The sequence below is a fragment of the Curtobacterium sp. 1544 genome, assembly GCF_040544915.1.
GTDB lineage: Bacteria > Actinomycetota > Actinomycetes > Actinomycetales > Microbacteriaceae > Curtobacterium > Curtobacterium pusillum_C.
The window spans coordinates 47,288-68,507 of record NZ_JBEPKX010000011.1 but is presented as its reverse complement, the minus strand read 5'-3'; the positions used below and the strand labels follow the sequence as shown (position 1 = coordinate 68,507).

The 21,220-nt window shown below is 70.5% G+C and carries 17 protein-coding genes and 1 pseudogene; 17 read left to right on the top strand and 1 reads right to left on the bottom strand.

Annotated features, from left to right (window positions below; translation table 11 throughout):
- The 12 genes from ABIC61_RS08865 (at window position 1) to ABIC61_RS08810 (ending at window position 13,223) form a co-directional block, all read left to right on the top strand.
- Entirely contained in the window at window positions 1–1,323 is a 1,323-nt protein-coding gene (locus ABIC61_RS08865) for a hemolysin family protein (RefSeq protein WP_354029617.1), read from the top strand.
- The gene (gene era / locus ABIC61_RS08860; RefSeq protein ID WP_354029616.1) at window positions 1,320–2,258 is read left to right on the top strand and encodes a GTPase Era; all 939 of its coding nucleotides are present in this window, start codon (window positions 1,320–1,322) and stop codon (window positions 2,256–2,258) included. The genes ABIC61_RS08865 and era overlap by 4 nt, the downstream gene beginning before the upstream one ends.
- A gap of 68 nt (window positions 2,259–2,326) precedes the next feature.
- Complete coding sequence (locus ABIC61_RS08855) at window positions 2,327–3,595, top strand: sensor histidine kinase (protein WP_260852536.1); 1,269 nt, start codon at window positions 2,327–2,329, stop codon at window positions 3,593–3,595.
- A complete protein-coding gene (locus ABIC61_RS08850) occupies window positions 3,592–4,266 on the top strand; it encodes a response regulator (RefSeq protein ID WP_354029615.1) in 675 nt (224 codons plus the stop codon). The genes ABIC61_RS08855 and ABIC61_RS08850 overlap by 4 nt, the downstream gene beginning before the upstream one ends.
- 108 nt (window positions 4,267–4,374) lie before the next feature.
- Window positions 4,375–5,127, top strand: a complete 753-nt coding sequence (locus ABIC61_RS08845; RefSeq protein ID WP_354029614.1) for an ABC transporter ATP-binding protein — start codon at window positions 4,375–4,377, stop codon at window positions 5,125–5,127.
- Complete coding sequence (locus ABIC61_RS08840) at window positions 5,124–6,521, top strand: ABC transporter permease (protein WP_354029613.1); 1,398 nt, start codon at window positions 5,124–5,126, stop codon at window positions 6,519–6,521. Before ABIC61_RS08845 ends, ABIC61_RS08840 begins: the two co-directional genes overlap by 4 nt.
- A gap of 489 nt (window positions 6,522–7,010) precedes the next feature.
- A complete protein-coding gene (leuA, locus tag ABIC61_RS08835) occupies window positions 7,011–8,780 on the top strand; it encodes a 2-isopropylmalate synthase (protein ID WP_354029612.1) in 1,770 nt (589 codons plus the stop codon).
- Window positions 8,781–9,031: 251 nt separating this feature from the next.
- On the top strand, window positions 9,032–9,880 hold the full coding sequence (gene recO / locus ABIC61_RS08830; RefSeq protein WP_354029611.1) for a DNA repair protein RecO: 849 nt from the start codon (window positions 9,032–9,034) through the stop codon (window positions 9,878–9,880).
- Complete coding sequence (locus ABIC61_RS08825) at window positions 9,877–10,674, top strand: isoprenyl transferase (RefSeq protein WP_354029610.1); 798 nt, start codon at window positions 9,877–9,879, stop codon at window positions 10,672–10,674. Before recO ends, ABIC61_RS08825 begins: the two co-directional genes overlap by 4 nt.
- A gap of 117 nt (window positions 10,675–10,791) precedes the next feature.
- Entirely contained in the window at window positions 10,792–12,177 is a 1,386-nt protein-coding gene (locus ABIC61_RS08820) for a glycine--tRNA ligase (RefSeq protein ID WP_144750330.1), read from the top strand.
- A 129-nt stretch (window positions 12,178–12,306) separates the two neighbouring features.
- Window positions 12,307–13,056 carry a DsbA family oxidoreductase gene (locus tag ABIC61_RS08815; RefSeq protein WP_354029609.1) on the top strand — a complete coding sequence of 250 codons (750 nt, stop codon included), beginning with the start codon at window positions 12,307–12,309 and terminating at the stop codon, window positions 13,054–13,056.
- A complete protein-coding gene (locus ABIC61_RS08810; protein ID WP_186321892.1) occupies window positions 13,053–13,223 on the top strand; it encodes a hypothetical protein in 171 nt (56 codons plus the stop codon). The genes ABIC61_RS08815 and ABIC61_RS08810 overlap by 4 nt, the downstream gene beginning before the upstream one ends.
- 140 nt (window positions 13,224–13,363) lie before the next feature.
- Here the strand turns inward: ABIC61_RS08810 and ABIC61_RS08805 are convergent, their stop codons facing one another.
- Window positions 13,364–13,861, bottom strand: coding sequence for an aminoacyl-tRNA deacylase (locus ABIC61_RS08805; RefSeq protein WP_354029608.1), 498 nt, complete (start codon window positions 13,859–13,861; stop codon window positions 13,364–13,366).
- A 47-nt stretch (window positions 13,862–13,908) separates the two neighbouring features.
- Here ABIC61_RS08805 and dusB point away from each other — a divergent pair, with 47 nt between their 5' ends.
- The 5 genes and pseudogenes from dusB to ABIC61_RS18630 form a co-directional block, all read left to right on the top strand.
- Window positions 13,909–15,081, top strand: a complete 1,173-nt coding sequence (gene dusB / locus ABIC61_RS08800; protein ID WP_354029607.1) for a tRNA dihydrouridine synthase DusB — start codon at window positions 13,909–13,911, stop codon at window positions 15,079–15,081.
- The gene (locus ABIC61_RS08795) at window positions 15,078–16,367 is read left to right on the top strand and encodes a deoxyguanosinetriphosphate triphosphohydrolase (RefSeq protein WP_144750323.1); all 1,290 of its coding nucleotides are present in this window, start codon (window positions 15,078–15,080) and stop codon (window positions 16,365–16,367) included. Before dusB ends, ABIC61_RS08795 begins: the two co-directional genes overlap by 4 nt.
- Before the next feature lie 209 nt (window positions 16,368–16,576).
- On the top strand, window positions 16,577–18,508 hold the full coding sequence (gene dnaG / locus ABIC61_RS08790) for a DNA primase (protein ID WP_354029606.1): 1,932 nt from the start codon (window positions 16,577–16,579) through the stop codon (window positions 18,506–18,508).
- Window positions 18,509–19,132: 624 nt separating this feature from the next.
- Window positions 19,133–20,764 carry an ABC transporter substrate-binding protein gene (locus ABIC61_RS08785; RefSeq protein WP_354029605.1) on the top strand — a complete coding sequence of 544 codons (1,632 nt, stop codon included), beginning with the start codon at window positions 19,133–19,135 and terminating at the stop codon, window positions 20,762–20,764.
- Between the two features lie 72 nt (window positions 20,765–20,836).
- Window positions 20,837–21,145: pseudogene (locus ABIC61_RS18630) on the top strand (ABC transporter permease); the annotation flags it as partial.
- Window positions 21,146–21,220: the final 75 nt, after the last annotated feature.

Below are 21,220 nucleotides of genomic sequence, written 5' to 3'. Positions count from 1 at the left end.
ATGCTGCTCGTCGCCGGCCTGCTCGCGGTGGCGTTCGTGCTGGTCGTCCTCGGTGGCCTGCTCGCCGCCTCCGACGCCGCACTGTCCGTCCTGTCCCGTGCCGACCTCGACGAGATCGCTCGGGGGAGCAAGCACCGTCGGGCGATCGAGGCGATCGGAGACGACGTCGGTGCCCACGTCAACGCGCTGAACTTCTTCCGGGTCCTGGCCGAGACGGCAGCGGCCGTCCTCGTCGCGATCGGTCTCGTCATGGTGTTCGACACCTGGTGGGTGGCGCTCATCGTGGCGGCGGCGATCATGACCGCGGTGTCGTTCGTCCTGGTCGGGTCGAGCCCCCGGAGCGTCGGCCGTGCGCACGCCGAGGGGCTCATCGCCTCGACCGGCGGGCTCGTCCGCGGCGTCCGGATCGTCCTCGGCCCGCTCGCCGGGCTGCTCGTCGTGATCGGCGACAAGGTCACGCCGGGTCGGGGTCGGAGTGCGTCGACGGTGTCGAGCGAGGAGCAGCTGCTGTCCCTCGTCGACGAGGCCACCGAGAGCAACGTCCTCGAACAGGACGACCGCGAGCTCATCCACTCGGTCTTCGAGTTCAGCGACACCCTCGTGCGCGAGGTCATGGTGCCGCGCACCGACATGCTCACCGTCGACGGGGCGGACACGCTGGCCGCCGGCATGGAGCAGTTCCTGGCCGCTGGGGTGTCCCGCATGCCCGTGACCGGCAAGGACAGCGACGACGTGCTCGGGGTGCTGTACCTCCGCGACGTCGCCCGCGCCCTCTACGAACGGCCGGGTTCCGGTGCCGAGCGGGTCACGACGCTGCTGCGGCCGGCCCAGTTCGTACCGGAGTCGAAGGCCGCGGACGACACCCTCCGGCACATGCAGGCCGCCAAGAACCACCTCGTGCTCGTCGTCGACGAGTACGGCGGCGTCGCCGGCCTCGTCACGATGGAGGACCTCATCGAGGAGCTCGTCGGGGACATCTCGGACGAGTACGACCGCGCCGTCGTCGACCGTGTCGAGGTCGAACCGGGTCTCTGGCGGATCTCCGCCCGGCTGCCCGTCGACGAGCTCGGCGACCTGTTCGGCATCGAGCTCGAGGACGACGACGTCGACACCGCCGGCGGCCTCCTCACCAAGGAGCTCGGCCACCTGGCGGTCCGTGGCGAGACGGTCACCGTCTCCGGCGTCGTGCTGACGGCCGACCGGGTCGAGGGCAAGCGCCGCCACCTCATCTCCGTGCTCGCCGAGCGCACGCCCGAACTCGCCGGCGTCGAGGACGCCTTCGAGGACGCCGCACCCACCACGACGGGACCCACGCACGCATGACCGACACCACCACTCCCGCCGGCGACGCCGAGCAGCCCTACCGCGCCGGGTTCGTCTCGTTCGTCGGCCGCCCGAACGTCGGCAAGTCGACGCTGACGAACGCCCTGGTCGGCGAGAAGGTCGCGATCACCTCGTCCAAGCCGCAGACGACCCGACGGGCCATCCGCGGCGTCGTGCACCGGCCGAACGGGCAGGTCATCATCGTGGACACGCCGGGCGTGCACCGTCCGCGCACGCTGCTCGGTGAGCGGCTCAACGACCTCGTGCAGACGACGCTCGGCGACGTCGACGTGATCGGGTTCTGCGTCCCGGCGAACGAGCCGATCGGGCCCGGCGACAAGTTCATCAACGACACGCTCGACCAGTACCCCCGCGCCAAGAAGGTCGCGATCGTGACGAAGATCGACCGGACCGCGAAGGACAAGGTGGGCGAGCAGCTGCTCGCGGTGTCGCAGCTCCGCGAGTGGGACTCGATCATCCCGACCTCGGGGACGAAGGGGATCCAGCTCGAGGTCCTGCTCGAGGAGATCACGAAGCTCCTGCCCGAGTCGCCGCAGCTCTACGACGCGACGACCGTGACCGAGGAGACCGACGAGGAGCGGATCGGGGAGCTCATCCGTGAGGCCGCGCTCGAGGGCGTCCGCGACGAGCTCCCGCACTCCCTCGCGGTCGTCATCGAGGACATGGTCGAGCCCGACGACGACGACGACCCGGACGGTCCCCTGCGCATCTTCGCCAACCTGTTCGTCGAGCGCGACAGCCAGAAGGCGATCGTGATCGGCCACAAGGGCGAACGGCTGAAGGACGTCGGATCACGCGCCCGCGTCGAGATCGAGTCGCTGCTCGGTGGCCGCCACGTGTACCTGAACATCCGGGTGAAGGTGGCCAAGGAGTGGCAGCGCGACCCGAAGCAGCTCGGCCGACTCGGCTTCTGAGCCGACCGCCTGCGGACGTCACTCCACAGGCGGACGCGCGCCGTGCCTCCAGGCCGTACCGTGGTGACGTGTTCCGTCCCATGCTGCGCGCGCAGATCGTCACCGACGTGGTGGTGGCGGTCGTCCTCGGTGCGCTCGTCCTGGTCGCGACGGCGCGGGGGATGGACTCGCCGCTCGCGCTGATCACCGTCGTCGGCATGACCGGAGCGCTCGCGCTCCGTCGGCTCTCGCCGGGCCTCGCGCTCGGCGTCGCCTGGGTGTTCGCCGTCTTCGAGATGGTCACCGGGCAGCAGCCCGACCTGTCGAACGTCTTCATCGCGGCCGTGATGTACACGACGAGTGCCTACGGCAGTCGGCGCGTGCGACTCGCCGGACTCGTCTCGGCGATCGGCGGACCGGTGATCGCGGCGGTGTACCTCGGCGTCGACGACTACAACTCCCGGCTCGGCATCGTGACGGCGACGACCCCGGCGCAGGAGTCGCTCAAGGTCGCGTTCTCGTACTTCGCCGTCGTCCTGCTCCTGCTGCTCCTGCCGTGGCTCGCCGGACTCGTCCGCCGGGTGCGCCGGTCGGCGAGCATGAGCCGGGAGGCCCAGCTCGTCGCCGAACGTGACGCAGCCCGGGCCGACCGAGCCGTCGCCGTGGAGCAGGAGCGCGTGCGGATCGCACGGGACATGCACGACATCGTGGCGCACTCGCTCGCGGTCGTCATCGCGCAGGCGGACGGCGCTCGGTACGCCCTCAAGGCCGACCCCGCGATCGCGGACGAGGCCCTCGGCACGATCTCGACGACCGCGCGCCGCGCCCTCGGCGACGTCCGGGAGCTCCTCGGTGCCCTCCGCCACGAGCAGGGCACCGCACCGACACCCGAGATCGACGACATCGAACGACTCGTGGGGGAGATGCGCGGCGTCGGACTCGACGTGCGGGTCGAACGCGAGGGCGACCCGTCCGGCCTGCCGACCACCACGCAGCTCGCGGTCTACCGGATCGTGCAGGAGAGCCTGACGAACGCGTGGAAGCACGGGGAGCCGGGGACGCCGGTGCACACCGCGCTGACGTACCGACCGGACACCGTCGAGATCAGCGTGGTGAACCGTCGGGCGGACGACGGCACGCGCGGTCCCGGGACCGGACACGGCCTGGTCGGGATGCGCGAACGTGCCACGATGACCGGGGGCACGATGACGGCCGGACCCCGCGGCGACGACTTCGCGGTCGCGGTCCGGATGCCGACCGTCCCCGCCAGCGGACAGATGCCCAGGGGGCTGGTGCCGACGACCGGCATCCCCGCACCCCGCACCACCCCGACCAGCCAGGAGCACACCCGCCGATGAACGACACCCCGATCCGCGTCGCCCTCGTCGACGACCAGGCACTCTTCCGGACCGGCATCCGGATGCTCATCGACTCGCAGGCCGACCTGCAGTTCGTCGGCGAGGCCGGAGACGGTGCCGAGGGCGTCGAACTCGTGCGCCGGGGTCGTCCCGACGTCGTGCTCATGGACGTCCGGATGCCGGTGATGGACGGCATCACCGCGACGTCCCGCATCGTCGAGGACAGCGGTGCGGACGGCGCGAAGGTGCTCGTCCTCACGACCTTCGACTTCGACGAGGCCGCGGCCAAGGCGATCCGCGCAGGTGCGAGCGGGTTCGTGCTCAAGGACGCCGACCCGGAGTTCCTGCTCGCCGCCATCCGCACGGTGCACGCCGGCACCGCGGTGTTCGCGGCGTCCGCCACGCGTGAACTGCTCCGCCGCTACGAGGACTCGAGCGAGCAGGCGCCATCGGTCCCGGCGGCCTTCGCCGACCTGACGCCGCGGGAGCGGGAGATCTTCGACCTCGCGGCGCGGGGCTTCAGCAACAGCGAGATCGCCCAGCACGAGTACGTCAGCGAGGCGACCGTGAAGACGCACATCTCGCGGGTCCTCACGAAGCTCGAGCTCCGCGACCGCGTGCGCCTCGTCGTGTTCGCGCACGAGCACGGCCTGGTGACCAAGGCCGAGTGACCCTCATCCGCTCGGATGACTTCTGCACAGGGAGTCGAGCCGAGCGGACGATCCACAGGAGCCGTCGGACCGACGCGGGGCGTGCCTCCCGACCGTCATCGTGGATGCATGACCACGAGCCACGCACCGATCATCCGTCTCGACCACGTGTCCAAGCACTACGGCGACGCCGCCCGGCGGGTGACGGCGCTCGACGACGTCAGCGTCGACATCGGCTCGGGGGAGTTCACCGCGGTGATGGGACCGTCGGGTTCGGGCAAGTCCACGCTGATGCACGTCGCGGCCGGACTCGACGCCGTGTCGACGGGTCGGATCCAGATCGACGGCGTCGACATCACCGGCCTGGCCGACAAGGAGCTCACCGAGCTCCGCCGCCGTCGGCTCGGGTTCGTGTTCCAGTCCTTCAACCTCGTTCCGACGCTCGACGTCAGCGAGAACATCCGCCTGCCGTTCCTGCTCGGCGGGCACAAGCCGAGTCGTGAGGAATCGGCGTGGATCGACCGGCTCGTCGAGATGCTCGGGCTCGGGAACCGTCTCACGCACCGGCCGCACCAGCTGTCCGGTGGGCAGCAGCAGCGCGTCGCGATCGCCCGCGCGCTGGCCTCGCGTCCCGCCGTGGTGGTCGCCGACGAGCCGACGGGTGCACTCGACTCCCGGACCGGGCGTGACGTGCTGCAGATCCTCCGCGGCGCCGTGACCGAGTGGGGCCAGAGCGTCGTCATGGTGACGCACGACCCGGTGGCCGCCGCCAACGCGGACCGGATCCTCTTCCTGGCCGACGGCCGGGTCGTGGGGGACCGCCCGGCGATGGACGCGGCCGAGATCTCCACCACGATGCTCGGGATGGAGGCCGCAGCGTGAACGGCATCCGCTCCTTCGCCCCCACGGTCCTCGTCGCCGCACTCGGCACCACCTTCGGGTCGGCGCTCGTCATCGCGCCGGGCGTCGTCACCGAGGCACTCGCGGCCGCCGGCCTCTCCGAGCTCGGCCCGGTCAAGGCGATCCTCTCCGTCCTCGGATGGCTGTTCCTCGGCATCGCCCTGTACGTCGGCGCGATCGTCACCGCCAACACCTGCGCGACGCTCATCGCCGGGCAGACGCGGATCATCGCGCTGCAGCGGCTCGTCGGCGCGACCGGGGCCACCCTGCGTGCCCGGATCACCCGGACGGGACTGCTGGTCGGCGTGCTCGGCGGCCTCATCGGTGCCGTCGCCGGCACAGGCCCGACGGCGCTGTTCGTCGTGGTCCTGCGCGGCAACGGCTTCCTGCCCGACACGACCTACACCCTGCTGCCGTGGGAGCTCGTGCTCCCGGTCGTCGCCGTGGTCCTCGCCACGTGGGGCGCCTTCGCGGTGGGGTCGCGGCGCGTGCTCACCGTGACGCCGCTCCAAGCGCTGTCGTCGAGTGTCGAGCCGAGCCACGAGGACGTCCGCTCCGGCACCGCCCGGAAGGTCTGGTCGATCCTGCTGATGGCCGGCGGCGGGCTCCTCATGCTCGTCGGGCTCCTCGGCAGCGCGGCGTCCCCGATCGCCGTCCTGCCCGCGGCCCTCGGCGGCTTCGTCTCGTTCGCGGGGGTCGCCGTCGGTGCCACGATCGTGATGCCGCCGGTCCTGCAGCTGATCGGTCGGATCGGCTCTCGCGACCCGGTCGTGCTCCTCGCCGGTCGGAACGCGATGCGTGCGCCGGGGCGGTCCTCCCGCGCGACGATCGGGCTCGTCATCGGGGTCACGCTGCTCGTGACGTTCGCGGTGGCGCTCGGCATCATGCAGCACGTGCTCGAGGCCCAGCTCCGCGGTCAGCTCGAGGGTGGCAGCCCCGAACAGGTCCAGGGCATGCGGGACTTCTTCGTGCAGCTCAACGCCGTGATCAGTGTGATCGTCGGGTTCTCCGCCGTCATCGCCGCCGTGGGGGTCGTGAACGCGCTCGCCCTCGGGGTCCTGCAGCGTCGACGGGAGCTCGGGCTGCTCCGTGTGCTCGGGCTGACCGGGGCGCAGGTCCGTCGGATGATCGTGACCGAGGCCGTGCAGATGGTCGTCGCGGCGGTCCTCACCGGGCTCGTGCTCGGCACCTTCTACGGGTGGGTCGGCGGTCAGACGCTCCTCGGCTCGCTCGGCACCCCGGTGGCCCCGGTTCTGCCGCCGCTCACCATCGGGATCGTGGTGCTCGGGGCGCTCGTCCTCGCGGTCGCCGCGACGATCGCGCCGGTGCGGCGCGCGATGCGCGTCCCGCCGACCGAGGCCCTCGCGGTCGACTGACGCGCGGCCCTGGGCGCGAGCGACGTCGGACGGGAGGCACGGTGCCAGCTGGCACCGTGCCTCCCGTCCGTCGTGTCGCCGGGTGAGCGGAGCGGGGCTGGGCTGGGCGGGGTCGCGGTCGCGGTCGCGGTCGCGCGACATGCCGCTCGCGTTCGCCGAGAGGGCACAAAACGTCGCACTCAGGTCCGTCGGGCGGCACTTCGTGCCCCCTCGGCGAACGACCGACGGCGTGTCGTGCACACTCGGCGCCCACCCCGCACCCACCCCGCCCGCCGCTCGCCGCCCGCACCCGGCCCACCGACCGACCGTCGCCCTGGACGGTTGCGCCGCGCTGGTACACCAGTGCTACGGTGGTCGAGATATGTACTCGGCGCTCCTCCTCCTTCGCTGCCGCGACGAGGCCTGACACAACGGCCCACCTCGTCGCGGAGTCCGTCGTGGCCGCACCCACGCAGAGCACACGAACACCGCGACGAAAGCGACGAAACGATGCAGAACACGCAGCGCCCCTCGGGGATGCCGATCCACAAGTACGTTCCCTTCCACGAGCAGATCCGCGTCGAGCTGCCCGATCGGACCTGGCCGACGAAGCGCATCGAGAAGGCGCCCCGCTGGTGCGCGGTCGACCTGCGTGACGGCAACCAGGCGCTCATCGACCCGATGGACTCCGAGCGCAAGCGCGCCATGTTCGACCTCCTGGTCCGCATGGGCTACAAGGAGATCGAGGTCGGCTTCCCGAGCGCCTCGCAGACCGACTTCGACTTCGTCCGCTCACTGATCGACGAGGGCGCGATCCCCGAGGACGTCACGATCCAGGTGCTGACCCAGGCGCGCGAGCACCTGATCAACCGCACGTACGAGGCGATCGACGGCGCGAAGCAGGCCATCGTGCACCTGTACAACTCGACGTCGATCGTCCAGCGCGAGGTCGTGTTCCGCACCGACGTGCAGGGCGTCGTGGACATCGCGGTGTCTGGCGCGAAGCTGTGCCGCGCGGCCGAGGCGAACCTGCAGCACGACACGAAGGTCTTCTACGAGTACTCGCCGGAGTCCTACACGGGCACCGAGCTCGAGGTCGCGGTCCAGATCTGCAACGCCGTGCTCGAGGTCTTCGAGCCCACCCCCGACCGCAAGGTCATCATCAACCTGCCGGCGACCGTCGAGATGGCGACACCGAACGTCTACGCCGACTCGATCGAGTGGATGTCGCGCAACCTCGCGCACCGCGACGACGTCATCCTGTCGCTGCACCCGCACAACGACCGCGGCACCGCGGTCGCCGCCGCCGAGCTCGGGTACATGGCCGGCGCGGACCGCATCGAGGGCTGCCTGTTCGGCAACGGTGAGCGCACCGGCAACGTCGACCTCGTCGCGCTCGGCATGAACCTGTTCACGCAGGGGATCGACCCCGAGATCGACTTCTCGGACATCGACCAGATCAAGCGCACGGTCGAGTACTGCAACCAGCTGCCGGTGCCGGAGCGTCAGCCGTGGGCGGGCGACCTCGTGTACACGGCGTTCAGCGGCTCGCACCAGGACGCCATCAACAAGGGCTTCGACGCGATGCAGGCGAAGGCCGACGCCGCGGGCAAGTCGATCGACGAGATCGCGTGGGCCGTGCCGTACCTGCCCGTCGACCCGAAGGACATCGGCCGCTCCTACGAGGCCGTGATCCGCGTGAACTCGCAGTCCGGCAAGGGTGGCGTGGCCTACCTGCTCAAGACCGACCACGCGATCGACCTGCCCCGCAAGCTGCAGATCGAGTTCTCCGGGGTCGTGCAGCAGCGCACCGACGCCGAGGGTGGCGAGTTCTCCTCGGAGCGCATCTGGGACCTCTTCCGCGACGAGTACCTGCCCGCGGCCGACGAGTCGGACAAGTGGGGCCGGTACGAGATCACGAAGACGGCGACGTCGAGCGACTTCGACGGCACGACGAAGCTGTCGGTCGCGATGCGCGTCGACGAGGGCGCGGTCGAGGCCGACGCCGTGGGCACCGGTCCGATCGACGCGTTCCTGACCGTGATGCGGGAGCAGGGCGTCGACGTCACGCTGTACGACTACTCGGAGCACACGATGAGCGCCTCCGGAGACGCCAAGGCGGCCTCGTACGTCGAGCTCGACGTCGACGGCGTGCGCCTGTGGGGCGTCGGGATCGACGCCGACATCTCGACGGCATCGCTCAAGGCGATCGTGTCGGCGGTGAACCGCGCGGTGCGCGCGGGTGCCGCGTCCGGCGCGCCGGAGTTGGTCTCCGCCTGAGACGCGACCCCTCCTGGAGGCGCGGTGCGGGTCCGACCTGCACCGCGCCTCCCGTCTGTGGTCCCGCTGGTCTGGGCACGTTCCTGCCCATAGCGCGCGCAATGGAAAGCTGAATCGCGCGTAGGAGGCCGAAAGAACCTGCTCCCTATGCGCGGTTCCGCTTCCCATGCGCGATCCTGCCTCCTACGCGCGAATCGGCAGCGGGCGGGCAGGCGGCGCGGGGTGTCGGTGCGGAGGGGGATACTGGAGCAATGCCGCTGTACCGGGACGAGTGCGTCGTGTTGCGCACCCACAAGCTCGGTGAAGCCGACCGCATCGTCACGATGCTCAGCCGGCAGCACGGCAAGATCCGCGCGGTGGCGAAGGGTGTTCGTCGGACCGCCTCGAAGTTCGGCTCCCGGCTGGAGCCGTTCATGGTCGTCGACGCCCAGTTCTACGAGGGCCGGTCGCTCGACATCGTCACGCAGGCGGAGTCCCTCGGGTCGTACGGTGCGCAGATCGTCGCCGACTACGGCGCGTACACCGCGGCCAGCGCCATGGTCGAGACCGCCGACCGCCTGAGCGAGGCGGACGCGGGACTCCAGCAGTACCTGCTCCTCGTCGGTGCGCTGCGCTCCCTGTCCCGCGGCGAGCACGTGTCGAGCGCGACCCTCGACTCGTACCTGCTCCGCGCGATGAGCATCGCGGGGTGGGCGCCCTCGTTCTCGGACTGTGCGGTGACCGGCGAGCCCGGCCCGCACTCGGCGTTCGTCGTGCAGCTCGGCGGCGTCGTGGCGGACCACGCCGCACCCCCCGGCACTCCGCGGCTCGACGACGAGACGCTGGGCCTGCTCGGGTCACTGCTCGCGGGGGACTGGACCGTCGTCGACGCGGCGGACGAACGGACGCGCTCCCGGGCCTCGGGCGTGGTCGCGGCGTACGCCCAGTGGCACCTGGAACGATCGCTCCGGTCCCTGCCGCACGTCGACCGGTCGGAGCACCCGCTGCCGGTGCCGCTGACCCACGACGGACCCGAGGCCACGGCACGCGCCGTCGCCTCCACCCCGGCACCGACCGTGCCCGACCCCGATCCCGCTGCCGAAGGAACCCGCACCGCATGAGCCCCCGCCGCCACGACGATGCCGAGCCGTTCCGCCCGATCGACTGGACCGGCGAGACGCCCCCGGCGATCCCGGCCCGGTTCGTGCCGGAGCACGTGGCGATCGTCATGGACGGCAACGGCCGGTGGGCGAACGGTCGCGGACTCACCCGCATCGAGGGTCACAAAGCGGGCGAGGCCTCGTTGCTCGACGTCGTCGCGGGCGGGATCCAGATCGGCGTGAAGCACATCTCGGCGTACGCGTTCTCGACGGAGAACTGGAAGCGCTCCCCGGAGGAGGTGCGCTTCCTGATGGGCTTCAACCGCGACGTCATCCGGCGTCGACGTGACCAGCTGCACGAGTGGGGCGTCCGGGTGCGGTGGGCCGGGCGTCGGCCGCGGCTCTGGCGGAGCGTGATCGACGAGCTCGAGCAGGCCGAGCGGATGACCGCGGGCAACGAGGTCCTCACGCTGACGATGTGCGTCAACTACGGCGGTCGGAACGAGATCGTCGACGCCGTACGGGGCATGGCCGAGGACGTCGCGGCGGGGCGCCTCAAACCGAGCCAGGTCACCGAGAAGGCCCTGGCGAAGCGGCTCTACGTGCCGGAGATGCCGGACGTCGACCTGTTCCTCCGGAGTTCGGGGGAGCAGCGCACGTCGAACTTCCTCCTCTGGCAGTCGGCGTACGCCGAGATGGTGTTCCTCGACCGGCTCTGGCCGGACTTCCGACGCACCGACCTGTGGGGAGCGATCGAGGAGTACGCACGCCGCGACCGACGCTACGGCGGCGCGGTGGACGCACCCACGGCCTGACGGACGGCGGTTCTCCACCGGGGCCGAGCCGCGCCTCCAGTCCGACGCGAACGCCGGTACGCTTGCCCGGTACGTTTCCGCACCGAGCACCCAGCTCGGCGACCTCTGGAGCACCCTTTGGCACAGCCCTCCCGTCTCGACAGCGTCATCGCCCTGGCCAAGCGCCGCGGCTTCGTCTTCCAGTCGGGGGAGATCTACGGCGGATCCCGCTCCGCGTGGGACTACGGGCCCCTCGGTGTCGAGCTCAAGGAGAACATCAAGCGCCAGTGGTGGCAGCGGTTCGTCCGCGGCCGCGGCGACATGGTCGGCCTCGACTCCGCCGTGATCCTGCCCCGCAAGGTGTGGGAGGCCTCCGGCCACGTCGCGACGTTCACCGACCCGCTCGTGGAGTGCCTGCACTGCCACCACCGGTTCCGCGAGGACCACCTGATCGAGGCGTTCGTCGCCAAGAAGGGCCGCGACCCCGAGGGCCGCATGGCCGAGATCGCCTGCCCGAACTGCGGCACCCGCGGCGAGTGGACCGAGCCCCGTGAGTTCTCCGGGATGCTCAAGACCTACCTCGGCCCGGTCGAGTCCGAAGAGGGCCTGAACTTCCTGCGCCCCGAGACCGCGCAGGGCATCTTCGTCGACTTCGCGCAGGTCGTCACGACCAGCCGGATGAAGCCCCCGTTCGGCATCGGCCAGGTCGGCAAGGCGTTCCGCAACGAGATCACGCCCGGCAACTTCATCTTCCGCACGCGCGAGTTCGAGCAGATGGAGATCGAGTACTTCGTGCCCCCGGCCGAGGCGGAGGAGCACTACGAGCAGTGGATCGCCGACTCCGTCGCGTTCTACACCGACCTCGGCATCGACCCGGAGAACCTCCGCCGCTTCGACGTGCCGGACGGCGAGCGGGCGCACTACTCCGACGCCACGGCCGACATCGAGTACCGCTTCGGCTTCACCGGTTCGGAGTGGGGCGAGCTCATGGGCGTCGCGAACCGCACCGACTTCGACCTCAACAACCACATCGAGTCGTCGGGGCAGGACCTGCGCTTCTTCGACCAGGCCGCCAACGAGAAGTACGTGCCGTACGTCATCGAGCCGTCCTTCGGCCTGACCCGTGCGCTCATGGCGTTCCTGCTCGACTCGTACCACGAGGACGAAGCCCCGAACGCGAAGGGCGGCGTCGACAAGCGCACGGTGCTGCGGCTCGACCCGCGCCTGGCGCCCGTCAAGGCCGCGGTGCTGCCGCTGTCCCGCAACGAGCAGCTGTCGCCGGTGGCCCGTGGCCTCGCGGACGACCTCCGCAAGCACTGGAACGTCGACTTCGACGACGCCGGCGCGATCGGTCGCCGCTACCGTCGCCACGACGAGATCGGGACGCCGTTCTGCATCACGGTGGACTTCGACACGCTCGAGGACAAGGCCGTCACGGTGCGCGAGCGCGACACGATGTCGCAGGAGCGTGTGGCGCTCGACCAGCTGCAGGGGTACCTCGCCACGCGGTTGCTCGGCGCGTAGGGGGGTTTCGCTCCGCAAAGCACCGGTGTCCGTGCGTTGCACACCCGCACGCGGGTGTTCGACCTGCGAACACCGGTGCTTTGCTGCCAGCGACGGGAATGCGATCGTCGCCATCGCGTTGCACCCGGCATGAACGACAGCGCTCTCAACGACACCGTGAAGGTGGATGTCTGGTCGGACATCGCCTGCCCCTGGTGCTACATCGGCAAGCGGAAGTTCGAGGCCGGCGTCGCCGCCTTCGCCGCGACCGACTCCGGCCGGCCCGTCGAGGTCGAGTACCACTCCTTCGAACTGAGCCCGGACACCCCGGTGGACTTCGAGGGCACCGAGGCCGAGTTCCTGTCGAACCACAAGGGCATGCCCGTCGAGCAGGCCCAGCAGATGCTCGACCAGGTCACCGGGATCGCCGCCTCCGTCGGCCTCGACTACGACTTCGAGTCGATGCACCACACCAACACGGTGAAGGCGCACCAGGTCATCCACCTCGCGAAGCAGCAGGGCAAGCAGCTCGAGATGGTCGAGCGGCTCTTCACCGCCTACTTCGAGCGTGGTGAGCACGTCGGCGACGAGGCGACGCTGGCAGACCTCGGCGCGGAGATCGGGCTCGACCGCGACGAGGTCCTCGCCACCCTGCGCGACGACGCCCAGCTCGCGGCCGTCCGCGCCGACCAGGCGCAGGCGCAGTCGTACGGCATCAACGGCGTCCCGTTCTTCGTCATCGACGGCAAGTACGGCGTCTCCGGCGCACAGGACCCGGCCGCGTTCGAGCAGGTGCTGACGCAGGTCGTCGCGCTCCGCGAGACGACGCCGTCGGACATCGCGGACGCCCAGCAGCGCGCCGCGGAGGACGCGGCAGCCGACGCGGAGGCGACCCGATGACGGACGTGCGCGTCGACGGCTCGGCCGAGCCGCGCCTCCAGTCGGACGGTCTGGAGGCGCGACCCGCCTTGCTCACGCTCGTCACGTCCGGCGGCGCGCCGGTCTGCGAAGGCGACTCGTGCTTCGTCCCCGGCGCGGAGGGCGTCTGGACCGAGGTCCCCGACTGACGGGACCCGTGCGTCGACCCGCGACCCGACGGGCGGATTCCGCGCCCCGCTGTGGACATCGCGCCCCGTTGTGGCGGGGCGCGATGTCCAGCACGGGGCGCGATCGAGACGTCTGGCAGTGCGATCCGCGCCGACGGGACCTAGCGCACGGGTTCCTCGTCGGTGATGTCGGCGACCGTCGCGGCGTAAGCCGCGATCAGGTCGTCGGCGTCGACGAAGGCGCTCGCGCCGTGGCGGCCGGCGCCGAGCGCGACCCGGCGCCCGACGATCCGCTCATCGGCGTAGACCGGGAGGTCGCCGGTCGCGCCGATCGGGGTGATGGTGCCGCGTTCGTAGCCGGAGGCCTCGAGTGCGGTGGCGGCGTCGGGCATCGAGAGCTTGTTGACGCCGACGACGGTCCGGAGCTTCTTCCACGCGATGCTCCGGCCGCCGGGCACCAGGGCGAGCAGGAAACCGCCGTCGTGCCGCTTGACGACGAGGGTCTTCACGATGTCGCCCGGTTCGATGCCGAGCAGTGCTGCGGCCTCGTGCAGGGAGTCCGCCGCCGGGCGTTCGACGACGTCGACCCGGAGCCCGCGGGCGGTGGCGTCGGCGTCGAATCGGGAGGTGTCGAATCGGCTCGTGGCGTCGGTCGTCATGTGGAGAACGCTACCGGCGGGCACCGACGTGGGAGAATGGGAGACGTATGACGATCACTGACGCACCCAGGACGGCGACCCGTCCGGCGAAGCCCCTGCGCATCGGCCCCATCGAGGTCGACGTGCCGGTGGTGCTCGCGCCGATGGCGGGCATCACGAACATGGCCTACCGCAGGCTCTGCCGCGAGTACGGCGCCGGCCTGTACGTCTGCGAGATGATCACGTCCCGCGCGCTGGTCGAACGCACTCCCGTGTCGATGCAGCTCATCCAGCACCACGAGTCCGAGACCCCGCGGTCGATCCAGCTGTACGGCGTCGAGCCGAACACGGTGGCCGAGGCCGCGACGATCCTCGTGGGCGAGGACCGAGCGGACCACATCGACCTCAACTTCGGGTGCCCGGTTCCCAAGGTCACGCGGAAGGGCGGGGGAGCGGCACTGCCGTGGAAGCTCGACCTCTTCAAGGAGCTCGTGACGAAGACGGTGCGCGCCGCCGGTGACGTCCCCGTCACCGTGAAGATGCGCAAGGGCATCGACAGCGACCACCTCACGTACCTCGACGCCGCCCGCATCGCACGGGACGCCGGTGTCGCGGCGGTCTCCCTGCACGCCCGCACCGCCAACGAGCACTACTCGGGGCACGCGGACTGGTCGGCGATCGCCACCCTGAAGGAGACCATCACCGACATCCCGGTGCTCGGCAACGGTGACATCTGGTCCGCGGCCGACGCCCTCCGCATGGTCGACGAGACCGGGGCCGACGGCGTGGTCGTCGGGCGCGGGTGCCTCGGTCGGCCGTGGTTGTTCGGCGACCTCGCGGCGGCGTTCCGCGGCGAGGGCCTGCGCTACATGCCGACCCTCGGCGAGGTGGCGGTCGCGTTCAAGCGGCACGCTGAACTGCTCGTCGAGTTCTTCGGCTCCGAAGAGCACGGCTGCCGGGACATCCGGAAGCACGTCGCCTGGTACTTCAAGGGGTACCCGATCGGCGGTGACGTCCGGTCCGGGCTCGCTATGGCGTCCAGCCTGGACGAGATCGACCACCTGCTCGGGCAGCTCGACCACGACGCGCCGTACCCGGGTGCCGACGCCGAGGGCCCTCGAGGTCGTGCGGGCCACCCGAAGCGCACCGCCCTGCCCGACCGCTGGCTCGAGTCGCGCGACGTCGACAGCGAGTTCCGCAAGGTCCTCGCCGCCGCCGAGCTGCACCACAGCGGCGGATGAGCGCCACGAGTTCGTACGGGCCGGCCGACGCCGAGCGCTGGCTGCCCGAGACCCACGGCAGCCGTCGGTCCGACTTCGCCCGTGACCGCGCACGGCTCCTGCACTCGAGCGCGCTCCGGCGACTCGCCGCGAAGACCCAGGTCCTCAGCCCGACGACCGGCCTCGACTTCGCCCGGAACCGGCTGACGCACTCGCTCGAGGTCGCCCAGGTCGGCCGGGAGCTCGCCGACTCGCTCGGCCTCGACCCCGACGTCGTCGACACGGCGTGCCTCGCGCACGACATCGGCCACCCGCCGTTCGGGCACAACGGCGAGACCGCGGTGAACGCCTGGGCCGCGGGCATCGGCGGGTTCGAGGGGAACGCGCAGACGCTGCGACTCCTCACCCGGCTCGAGCCGAAGGTGTACGGCGACGGACCGGACGACGACCGTCCGTACGGACTGAACCTCACGCGGGCGTCGCTCGACGCGAGCTGCAAGTACCCGTGGCCGGCCGCCCAGGGCGTGTCCGAAGCATCGTCGGGGCGGACCAAGTTCGGTTTCTACGACGACGACCACGACGCCTTCGAGTGGCTCCGCGCGGGTGCACCCCGACGGCAGCGCTGCATCGAGGCGCAGGTGATGGACCTGTCCGACGACATCGCGTACTCGGTGCACGACTTCGAGGACGCCGTCGTCGCGGGCTTCATCGACGTCGCCGCGCTCGGGGACCGCGTCGGCGAGAACGACATCGTGTCGGCCATGCACGCGTGGGTCGGTTCGGACCTGAGCCGTGACGAGCTCCTCGACGCCTTCGACCGGCTCCGCGCGTTGCCGCTGTGGATGACGTCGTACGACGGGTCGCGGCGGGACCTGGCGCGGCTGAAGAACCTCACCTCGCAGCTCATCGGCCGCTTCGCGCGGACCGCGACCGCGGCGACGCGGGAGTCCTACGCGTCGGGGTCCCTCGTGCGCTTCGCCGCCTCGGTCGTGACGCCGCCGGAGATCATCGGCGAGATCGCCGTGCTCAAGGGCATCGTCGCGGCGTTCGTGATGACGCAGGGCGACCGACAGCCGGTGTACGAGGACCAGCGTCGGATCCTCACGGAACTGCTGGACGCCCTCGCGGCGAGCGGGAGCGCGGACCTCGAGCCGGGGTTCGCCGCCGACTGGCGTGCTGCCTCCGACGACACCGGGCGGCTGCGTGCGGTGGTCGACCAGGTCGCGAGCCTGACGGACCAGGGCGCGTTGGCGTGGCACCGGCGGCTCGTGGTCGGCGAGCACGAGAGCGTCCACATCCCGGTCTGATCCGCAGGCCCCGGACGCGAACCGAAGCCGCCGACGGCGGCCCGTCCTGCCGACGCGACCCGTCCCACGGACGTGACTCGATGCCGGCGAACGCACCGTCCCGGGACGGACGCCGACGGGTGGAGCCGAGCCGCGCCTCCAGGCCGTCGCCCGTCCACAGGACGCCCGCTCGGTCGGGCGGTGTCGCCGCCACGAACTAGGATCGAGGGGTGGCTGGCAGGATCGCGCGTAACGACATCGACGAGGTCCGCTCGCGTGTCAACATCGCGGACGTCGTCGGCGACTACGTGACCCTGAAGTCCGCCGGTGTCGGCTCGTTGAAGGGCCTCTGCCCCTTCCACGACGAACGATCGCCGTCGTTCCACGTCCGGCCGCAGGTGGGTCGGTACCACTGCTTCGGCTGCGGCGAGGACGGCGACGTCTTCGAGTTCATCATCCGGCAGGACCACACCACCTTCCAGGAAGCCGTCGAGCGGATGGCGGCGAAGATCGGCTTCACGCTCCACTACGAAGAGGGCGACGGTCCGCGCACGGACTACAACCAGCGCGCCCGGCTGATCGCCGCGAACGAGGCCGCGCAGCAGTTCTACGTCGCGCAGCTCACCACCGCGGCGGCCGAACCCGCCCGGCAGTTCCTGGGGGAGCGCGGCTTCGACCCGGCGGCTGCGCAGCACTTCGGTGTCGGCTTCGCACCGCAGTCCTACGACGCCACGCGCGAGCACCTGCGCAGTCGCGGTTTCTCGATGGACGAGATCCTCGCCGCGGGGCTCGCCGGGCAGGGCGACCGCTCCCCGTACGACCGATTCCGTGGGCGCCTGATGTGGCCGATCCGCGACGTCACCGGGGCGACGATCGGCTTCGGCGCGCGTCGGCTGCTCGACGACGACAAGGGCCCGAAGTACCTCAACACGCCGGAGACGCCGATCTACCACAAGAGCCAGGTGCTCTACGGGATCGACCTCGCCCGGCGGGACATCTCGAAGCAGAAGCAGGTCGTCATCGTCGAGGGGTACACCGACGTCATGGCGTGCCACCTCGCGGGCATCACCACCGCGGTCGCCACCTGCGGGACGTCGTTCGGCGTCGAGCACATCAAGGTGCTGCGCCCGATGCTCGGCGACTCCGCCGGGCGTGACCTGTCGCAGCTCGGCAACATCGTCTTCACGTTCGACCCGGACGAGGCCGGGCAGCGCGCTGCCTCCCGCGCCTTCGCAGAGGAGAGCCGGTTCGCGTCGCAGACGTACGTCGCCGTGGCGCCCGGCGGGCTCGACCCGTGCGACCTGCGGCTCGCCCGCGGTGACTCCGCCGTCACCCGGCTCATCGAGACCAAGCGTCCGATGTTCGAGTTCATCATCCGGCGTCGCCTCGCCACGCACGACATCGAGACCGCCGAGGGCCGCGTCGCCGGGCTCCGCGACGCGGCACCCGTCGTCGCCGGCATCCGGGACCGCACCCTCGCGACCGCGTACACGCGGGAGACCGCGAAGTGGCTCGGGATGGACATCCCCGAGGTGCGCCGAGCCGTCGAGAACGCCCGTCAGCGAGCCGGGTCCGGCTCCGGCGGTCGGCACGACGACCGGACAGGAGGCACGGTGCCGGTCGGGCAGGCCGGTCCGGGTGGCGAGCTGGTCACCCCGCCGGAAGAGCCGGTCGCCGGACTCCGTCTGCTGCCGAACGACCCGATCACGCGTATGGAGCGCGACGCCGTGATGGCTATGGTGCAGCAGCCCGGGCACGTCGGTGCGCCGCTGCTCGGTCTGGCCGCCGCCGCGACGTTCTCGGCGCCGATGCTCTCCGTCGTCCGGGACGCCGTGGTCGCGAACGTCGACGCGGTCGGCGCGGGGGACTGGCTCGACCGGTTGCTCCAAGATGTCCCGACGCCGTTCCGCGGGCTCGTGCAGGAGCTCGCGTTGGCGCCGATCCCGGCGCGCACCGACGAGGACCTCGCGATCTACGCCCGGAGCATCGTCGTGGCACTGGTGGAGCGGGACCTCCTCGCGCGCAAGGCGTCCCTGCTCGGGCAGCTCCAGCGGGCGGACCCGCACGAGCAGGCCGATCGCCGCGCCGAGATCCAACGACAGCTGGTCGACATCGACGCCCAGCGGATGCGGTTGCGCGCCGACGCCGAGGCTGCTTCCTAGCGAGTCCGCCGGCCGGCGCTGCCAGGCCGAAGTCGCACGACATGCCGCGTGCGTTCCGCCGAGGTCGCACGAACGGCCGCTCGTGACGCGGTGGAGCGGCAGTTCGAGCGACCTCGGCAGGGGCCGGGGCGGGTCGGGCCGGTCGCTTGCGGGAGTCTGTGGGCGCCGCGCGTTCGTGACGAGCGTCCGCCGGGGTCGAGGACGCGACCGCGACTGCCACGGCACCGGACGGTGCGGACCGGTGCCGCGCCTCCAGGCTGCCCTGGCGGCGGACGTGCCGGACGGGCGGAACACGCCGCGTGCCGGATGTCGAGCGGGCGGAACACGCTGCGAGCGGCGCGTGAGCGGTGAGTATTTTGCCCGCTCGCGGCGGGCGCCACCCGGGGTGGAGCGCGACAAGATCGCCCGTTGCAACGCGCAACTTTCGTGCGCGACGCGCCGGTCCTGCACGCACGGATGATGCAACACGCGACGCACTCCTGCATTACAGCGGTGTAAACAAATCTCCCTCGGTTCGTGCAGTTCCGTGACAGGGTGATAGCAATGAGCGTTCCTGGCCGGGCACACAGACGATCCACCTCCGGCCCAGGACCCTTGCATTCACCACCAAGAGAGGCATCGAACATGGCATCCGTGTTCAAGAAGCACACAGCGAAGTGGGGCAGGCGCGGCATCGCGCTCGGCGCCGGGGCAGCAGCGACGGCGCTGGTGCTCACGGGCTGCGCGAGCGGCAGTGTCAGCGACACCGCCCTCGACGGCATCAGCATCGGCACGACCGACAAGATCACCTCGCTCGACCCGGCTGGTTCGTACGACAACGGCTCGTTCGCCGTGCAGAACCAGGTCTTCCCGTTCCTGATGAACACCCCCGTCGGCAGCCCGGACGTCAAGCCGGACATCGCCGAGAGCGGCGAGTTCACCAACGACACGACGTACACGGTCAAGCTCAAGAGCGGGCTGAAGTTCGCCAACGGGAACGACCTGACGTCGAGCGACGTCAAGTTCTCGTTCGAGCGCGAGCTGAAGATCAACAACGAGAACGGCCCGCAGTCGCTGCTCGCGAACCTCAAGAGCATCGAGACGCCGGACGACACCACGGTCGTGTTCAACCTCGACCACGCCGACCAGACCTGGCCGCAGGTGCTCTCCAGCCCCGCCGGCCCGATCGTCGACGAGCAGGTGTTCTCCGCCGACAAGCTCACGCCGGCGGCCGACATCGTCAAGGGCAAGGCCTTCGCCGGGCAGTACTCGATCAGCTCCTACAAGGAGAACGACACGATCCAGTACAAGGCGAACAAGAACTACGACGGGCTCCTGGGCAAGCCGAAGACCGACGAGGTCACGGCGAGCTACTACACCAAGGAGACCGACCTCAAGCTCGCCGTGCAGAAGGGCGACGTCGACGTGGCGTACCGCTCGCTGACGCCGACCGACATCGCCGATCTCCGCAAGGACGACAAGGTCAAGGTCACCGACGGCCCCGGCGGCGAGATCCGCTACCTGGTCTTCAACTTCAACACGCAGCCGTTCGGCGCGAAGCAGTCGGACGCCGACGAGACGAAGGCCCTCGCCGTGCGCCAGGCCGTCGCCGACGTCGTCGACCGCGAGAAGCTCGCGAAGGACGTCTACAACGACACCTACTCGCCGCTCTACTCGATGGTCCCGGACGGCCTGACGGGCGCCGCGAAGCCGTTCGAGAAGCTCTACGGCGACGGTGACGGTGGGGCCGACGTCGACAAGGCGAAGGACACCCTGTCGAAGGCGGGCGTCACCGGCAAGGTGCAGCTCGACATCCAGTACGCGCCGGACCACTACGGCTCGACGTCGGACGACGAGTACGCGGAGCTCAAGACCCAGCTCGAGAACTCCGGCCTGTTCACCGTGAACATCCAGTCGACGGTCTACACGACGTACGCGCAGGAGCGCACGAAGGACGCCTACCCGGTGTACCAGCTCGGTTGGTTCCCGGACTTCTCGGACGCGGACAACTACCTGTCGCCGTTCTTCACGAAGGACAACTTCGTCCAGAACCACTACGACGACCCGACGATCCAGGGGCTCATCTCCGACGAGCAGCAGGAGTCCGACAAGGACAAGCGCGCCACCCTGATCGAGCAGGCGCAGGAGCGTGAGGCGACGCAGATCTCGACGCTGCCGCTGCTGCAGGGCAAGTCCGTCGCCGTCGCGGCCAAGGACGTCAAGGGCCTGACCCTCGACTCCTCGTACAAGTTCCGCTACGCGACCCTCTCCAAGTAACACCGACGAGGACCAGGGGGCGTTCCCACGAGGGACGCCCCCTGGTCACGTCCACGAAAGGCACCCCTCCCCGTGACCCTCAGCACCCCCGAGGCGACGCAGGACGTGAACGGTTCCGACCCCACCAAGCCACAGGCACAGCGCAGTGCCAAGGGCAGTGGTGGCGGGCTCGGCCGGTACGTCCTCGTCCGGTTCCTCCTCATCTTCCCGACCGTCTTCATCCTGGTGACGCTCGTGTTCTTCCTGATGCGCGTCATCGGGAACCCGATCACCGCGTCCGTCGGCGGTCGCCTCACCCCGAGCCAGCTGCAGGAGCGCCTGCACGCGGCCGGGTACGACCGACCCGTGCTCGTGCAGTACTTCGAGTACCTCGGCAAGATCGTCCGCGGTGACTTCGGCACGACGGCGACCGACAACCGCCCGATCACCGAGATCATCGTCACGTACGGCGGCGCC

What these genes read in the sequence shown, in the direction of transcription:
- ABIC61_RS08865 (WP_354029617.1), top strand. Translation starts at nt 1, where the DNA reads ATGCTGCTCGTCGCCGGCCTGCTCGCGGTGGCGTTCGTGCTGGTCGTC.
- era (WP_354029616.1), top strand. Translation starts at nt 1,320, where the DNA reads ATGACCGACACCACCACTCCCGCCGGCGACGCCGAGCAGCCCTACCGC.
- ABIC61_RS08850 (WP_354029615.1), top strand. Translation starts at nt 3,592, where the DNA reads ATGAACGACACCCCGATCCGCGTCGCCCTCGTCGACGACCAGGCACTC.
- ABIC61_RS08845 (WP_354029614.1), top strand. Translation starts at nt 4,375, where the DNA reads ATGACCACGAGCCACGCACCGATCATCCGTCTCGACCACGTGTCCAAG.
- leuA (WP_354029612.1), top strand. Translation starts at nt 7,011, where the DNA reads ATGCAGAACACGCAGCGCCCCTCGGGGATGCCGATCCACAAGTACGTT.
- recO (WP_354029611.1), top strand. Translation starts at nt 9,032, where the DNA reads ATGCCGCTGTACCGGGACGAGTGCGTCGTGTTGCGCACCCACAAGCTC.
- ABIC61_RS08825 (WP_354029610.1), top strand. Translation starts at nt 9,877, where the DNA reads ATGAGCCCCCGCCGCCACGACGATGCCGAGCCGTTCCGCCCGATCGAC.
- ABIC61_RS08815 (WP_354029609.1), top strand. Translation starts at nt 12,307, where the DNA reads ATGAACGACAGCGCTCTCAACGACACCGTGAAGGTGGATGTCTGGTCG.
- ABIC61_RS08810 (WP_186321892.1), top strand. Translation starts at nt 13,053, where the DNA reads ATGACGGACGTGCGCGTCGACGGCTCGGCCGAGCCGCGCCTCCAGTCG.
- ABIC61_RS08805 (WP_354029608.1), bottom strand. Translation starts at nt 13,861, where the DNA reads ATGACGACCGACGCCACGAGCCGATTCGACACCTCCCGATTCGACGCC.
- dusB (WP_354029607.1), top strand. Translation starts at nt 13,909, where the DNA reads ATGACGATCACTGACGCACCCAGGACGGCGACCCGTCCGGCGAAGCCC.
- ABIC61_RS08795 (WP_144750323.1), top strand. Translation starts at nt 15,078, where the DNA reads ATGAGCGCCACGAGTTCGTACGGGCCGGCCGACGCCGAGCGCTGGCTG.
- ABIC61_RS08785 (WP_354029605.1), top strand. Translation starts at nt 19,133, where the DNA reads ATGGCATCCGTGTTCAAGAAGCACACAGCGAAGTGGGGCAGGCGCGGC.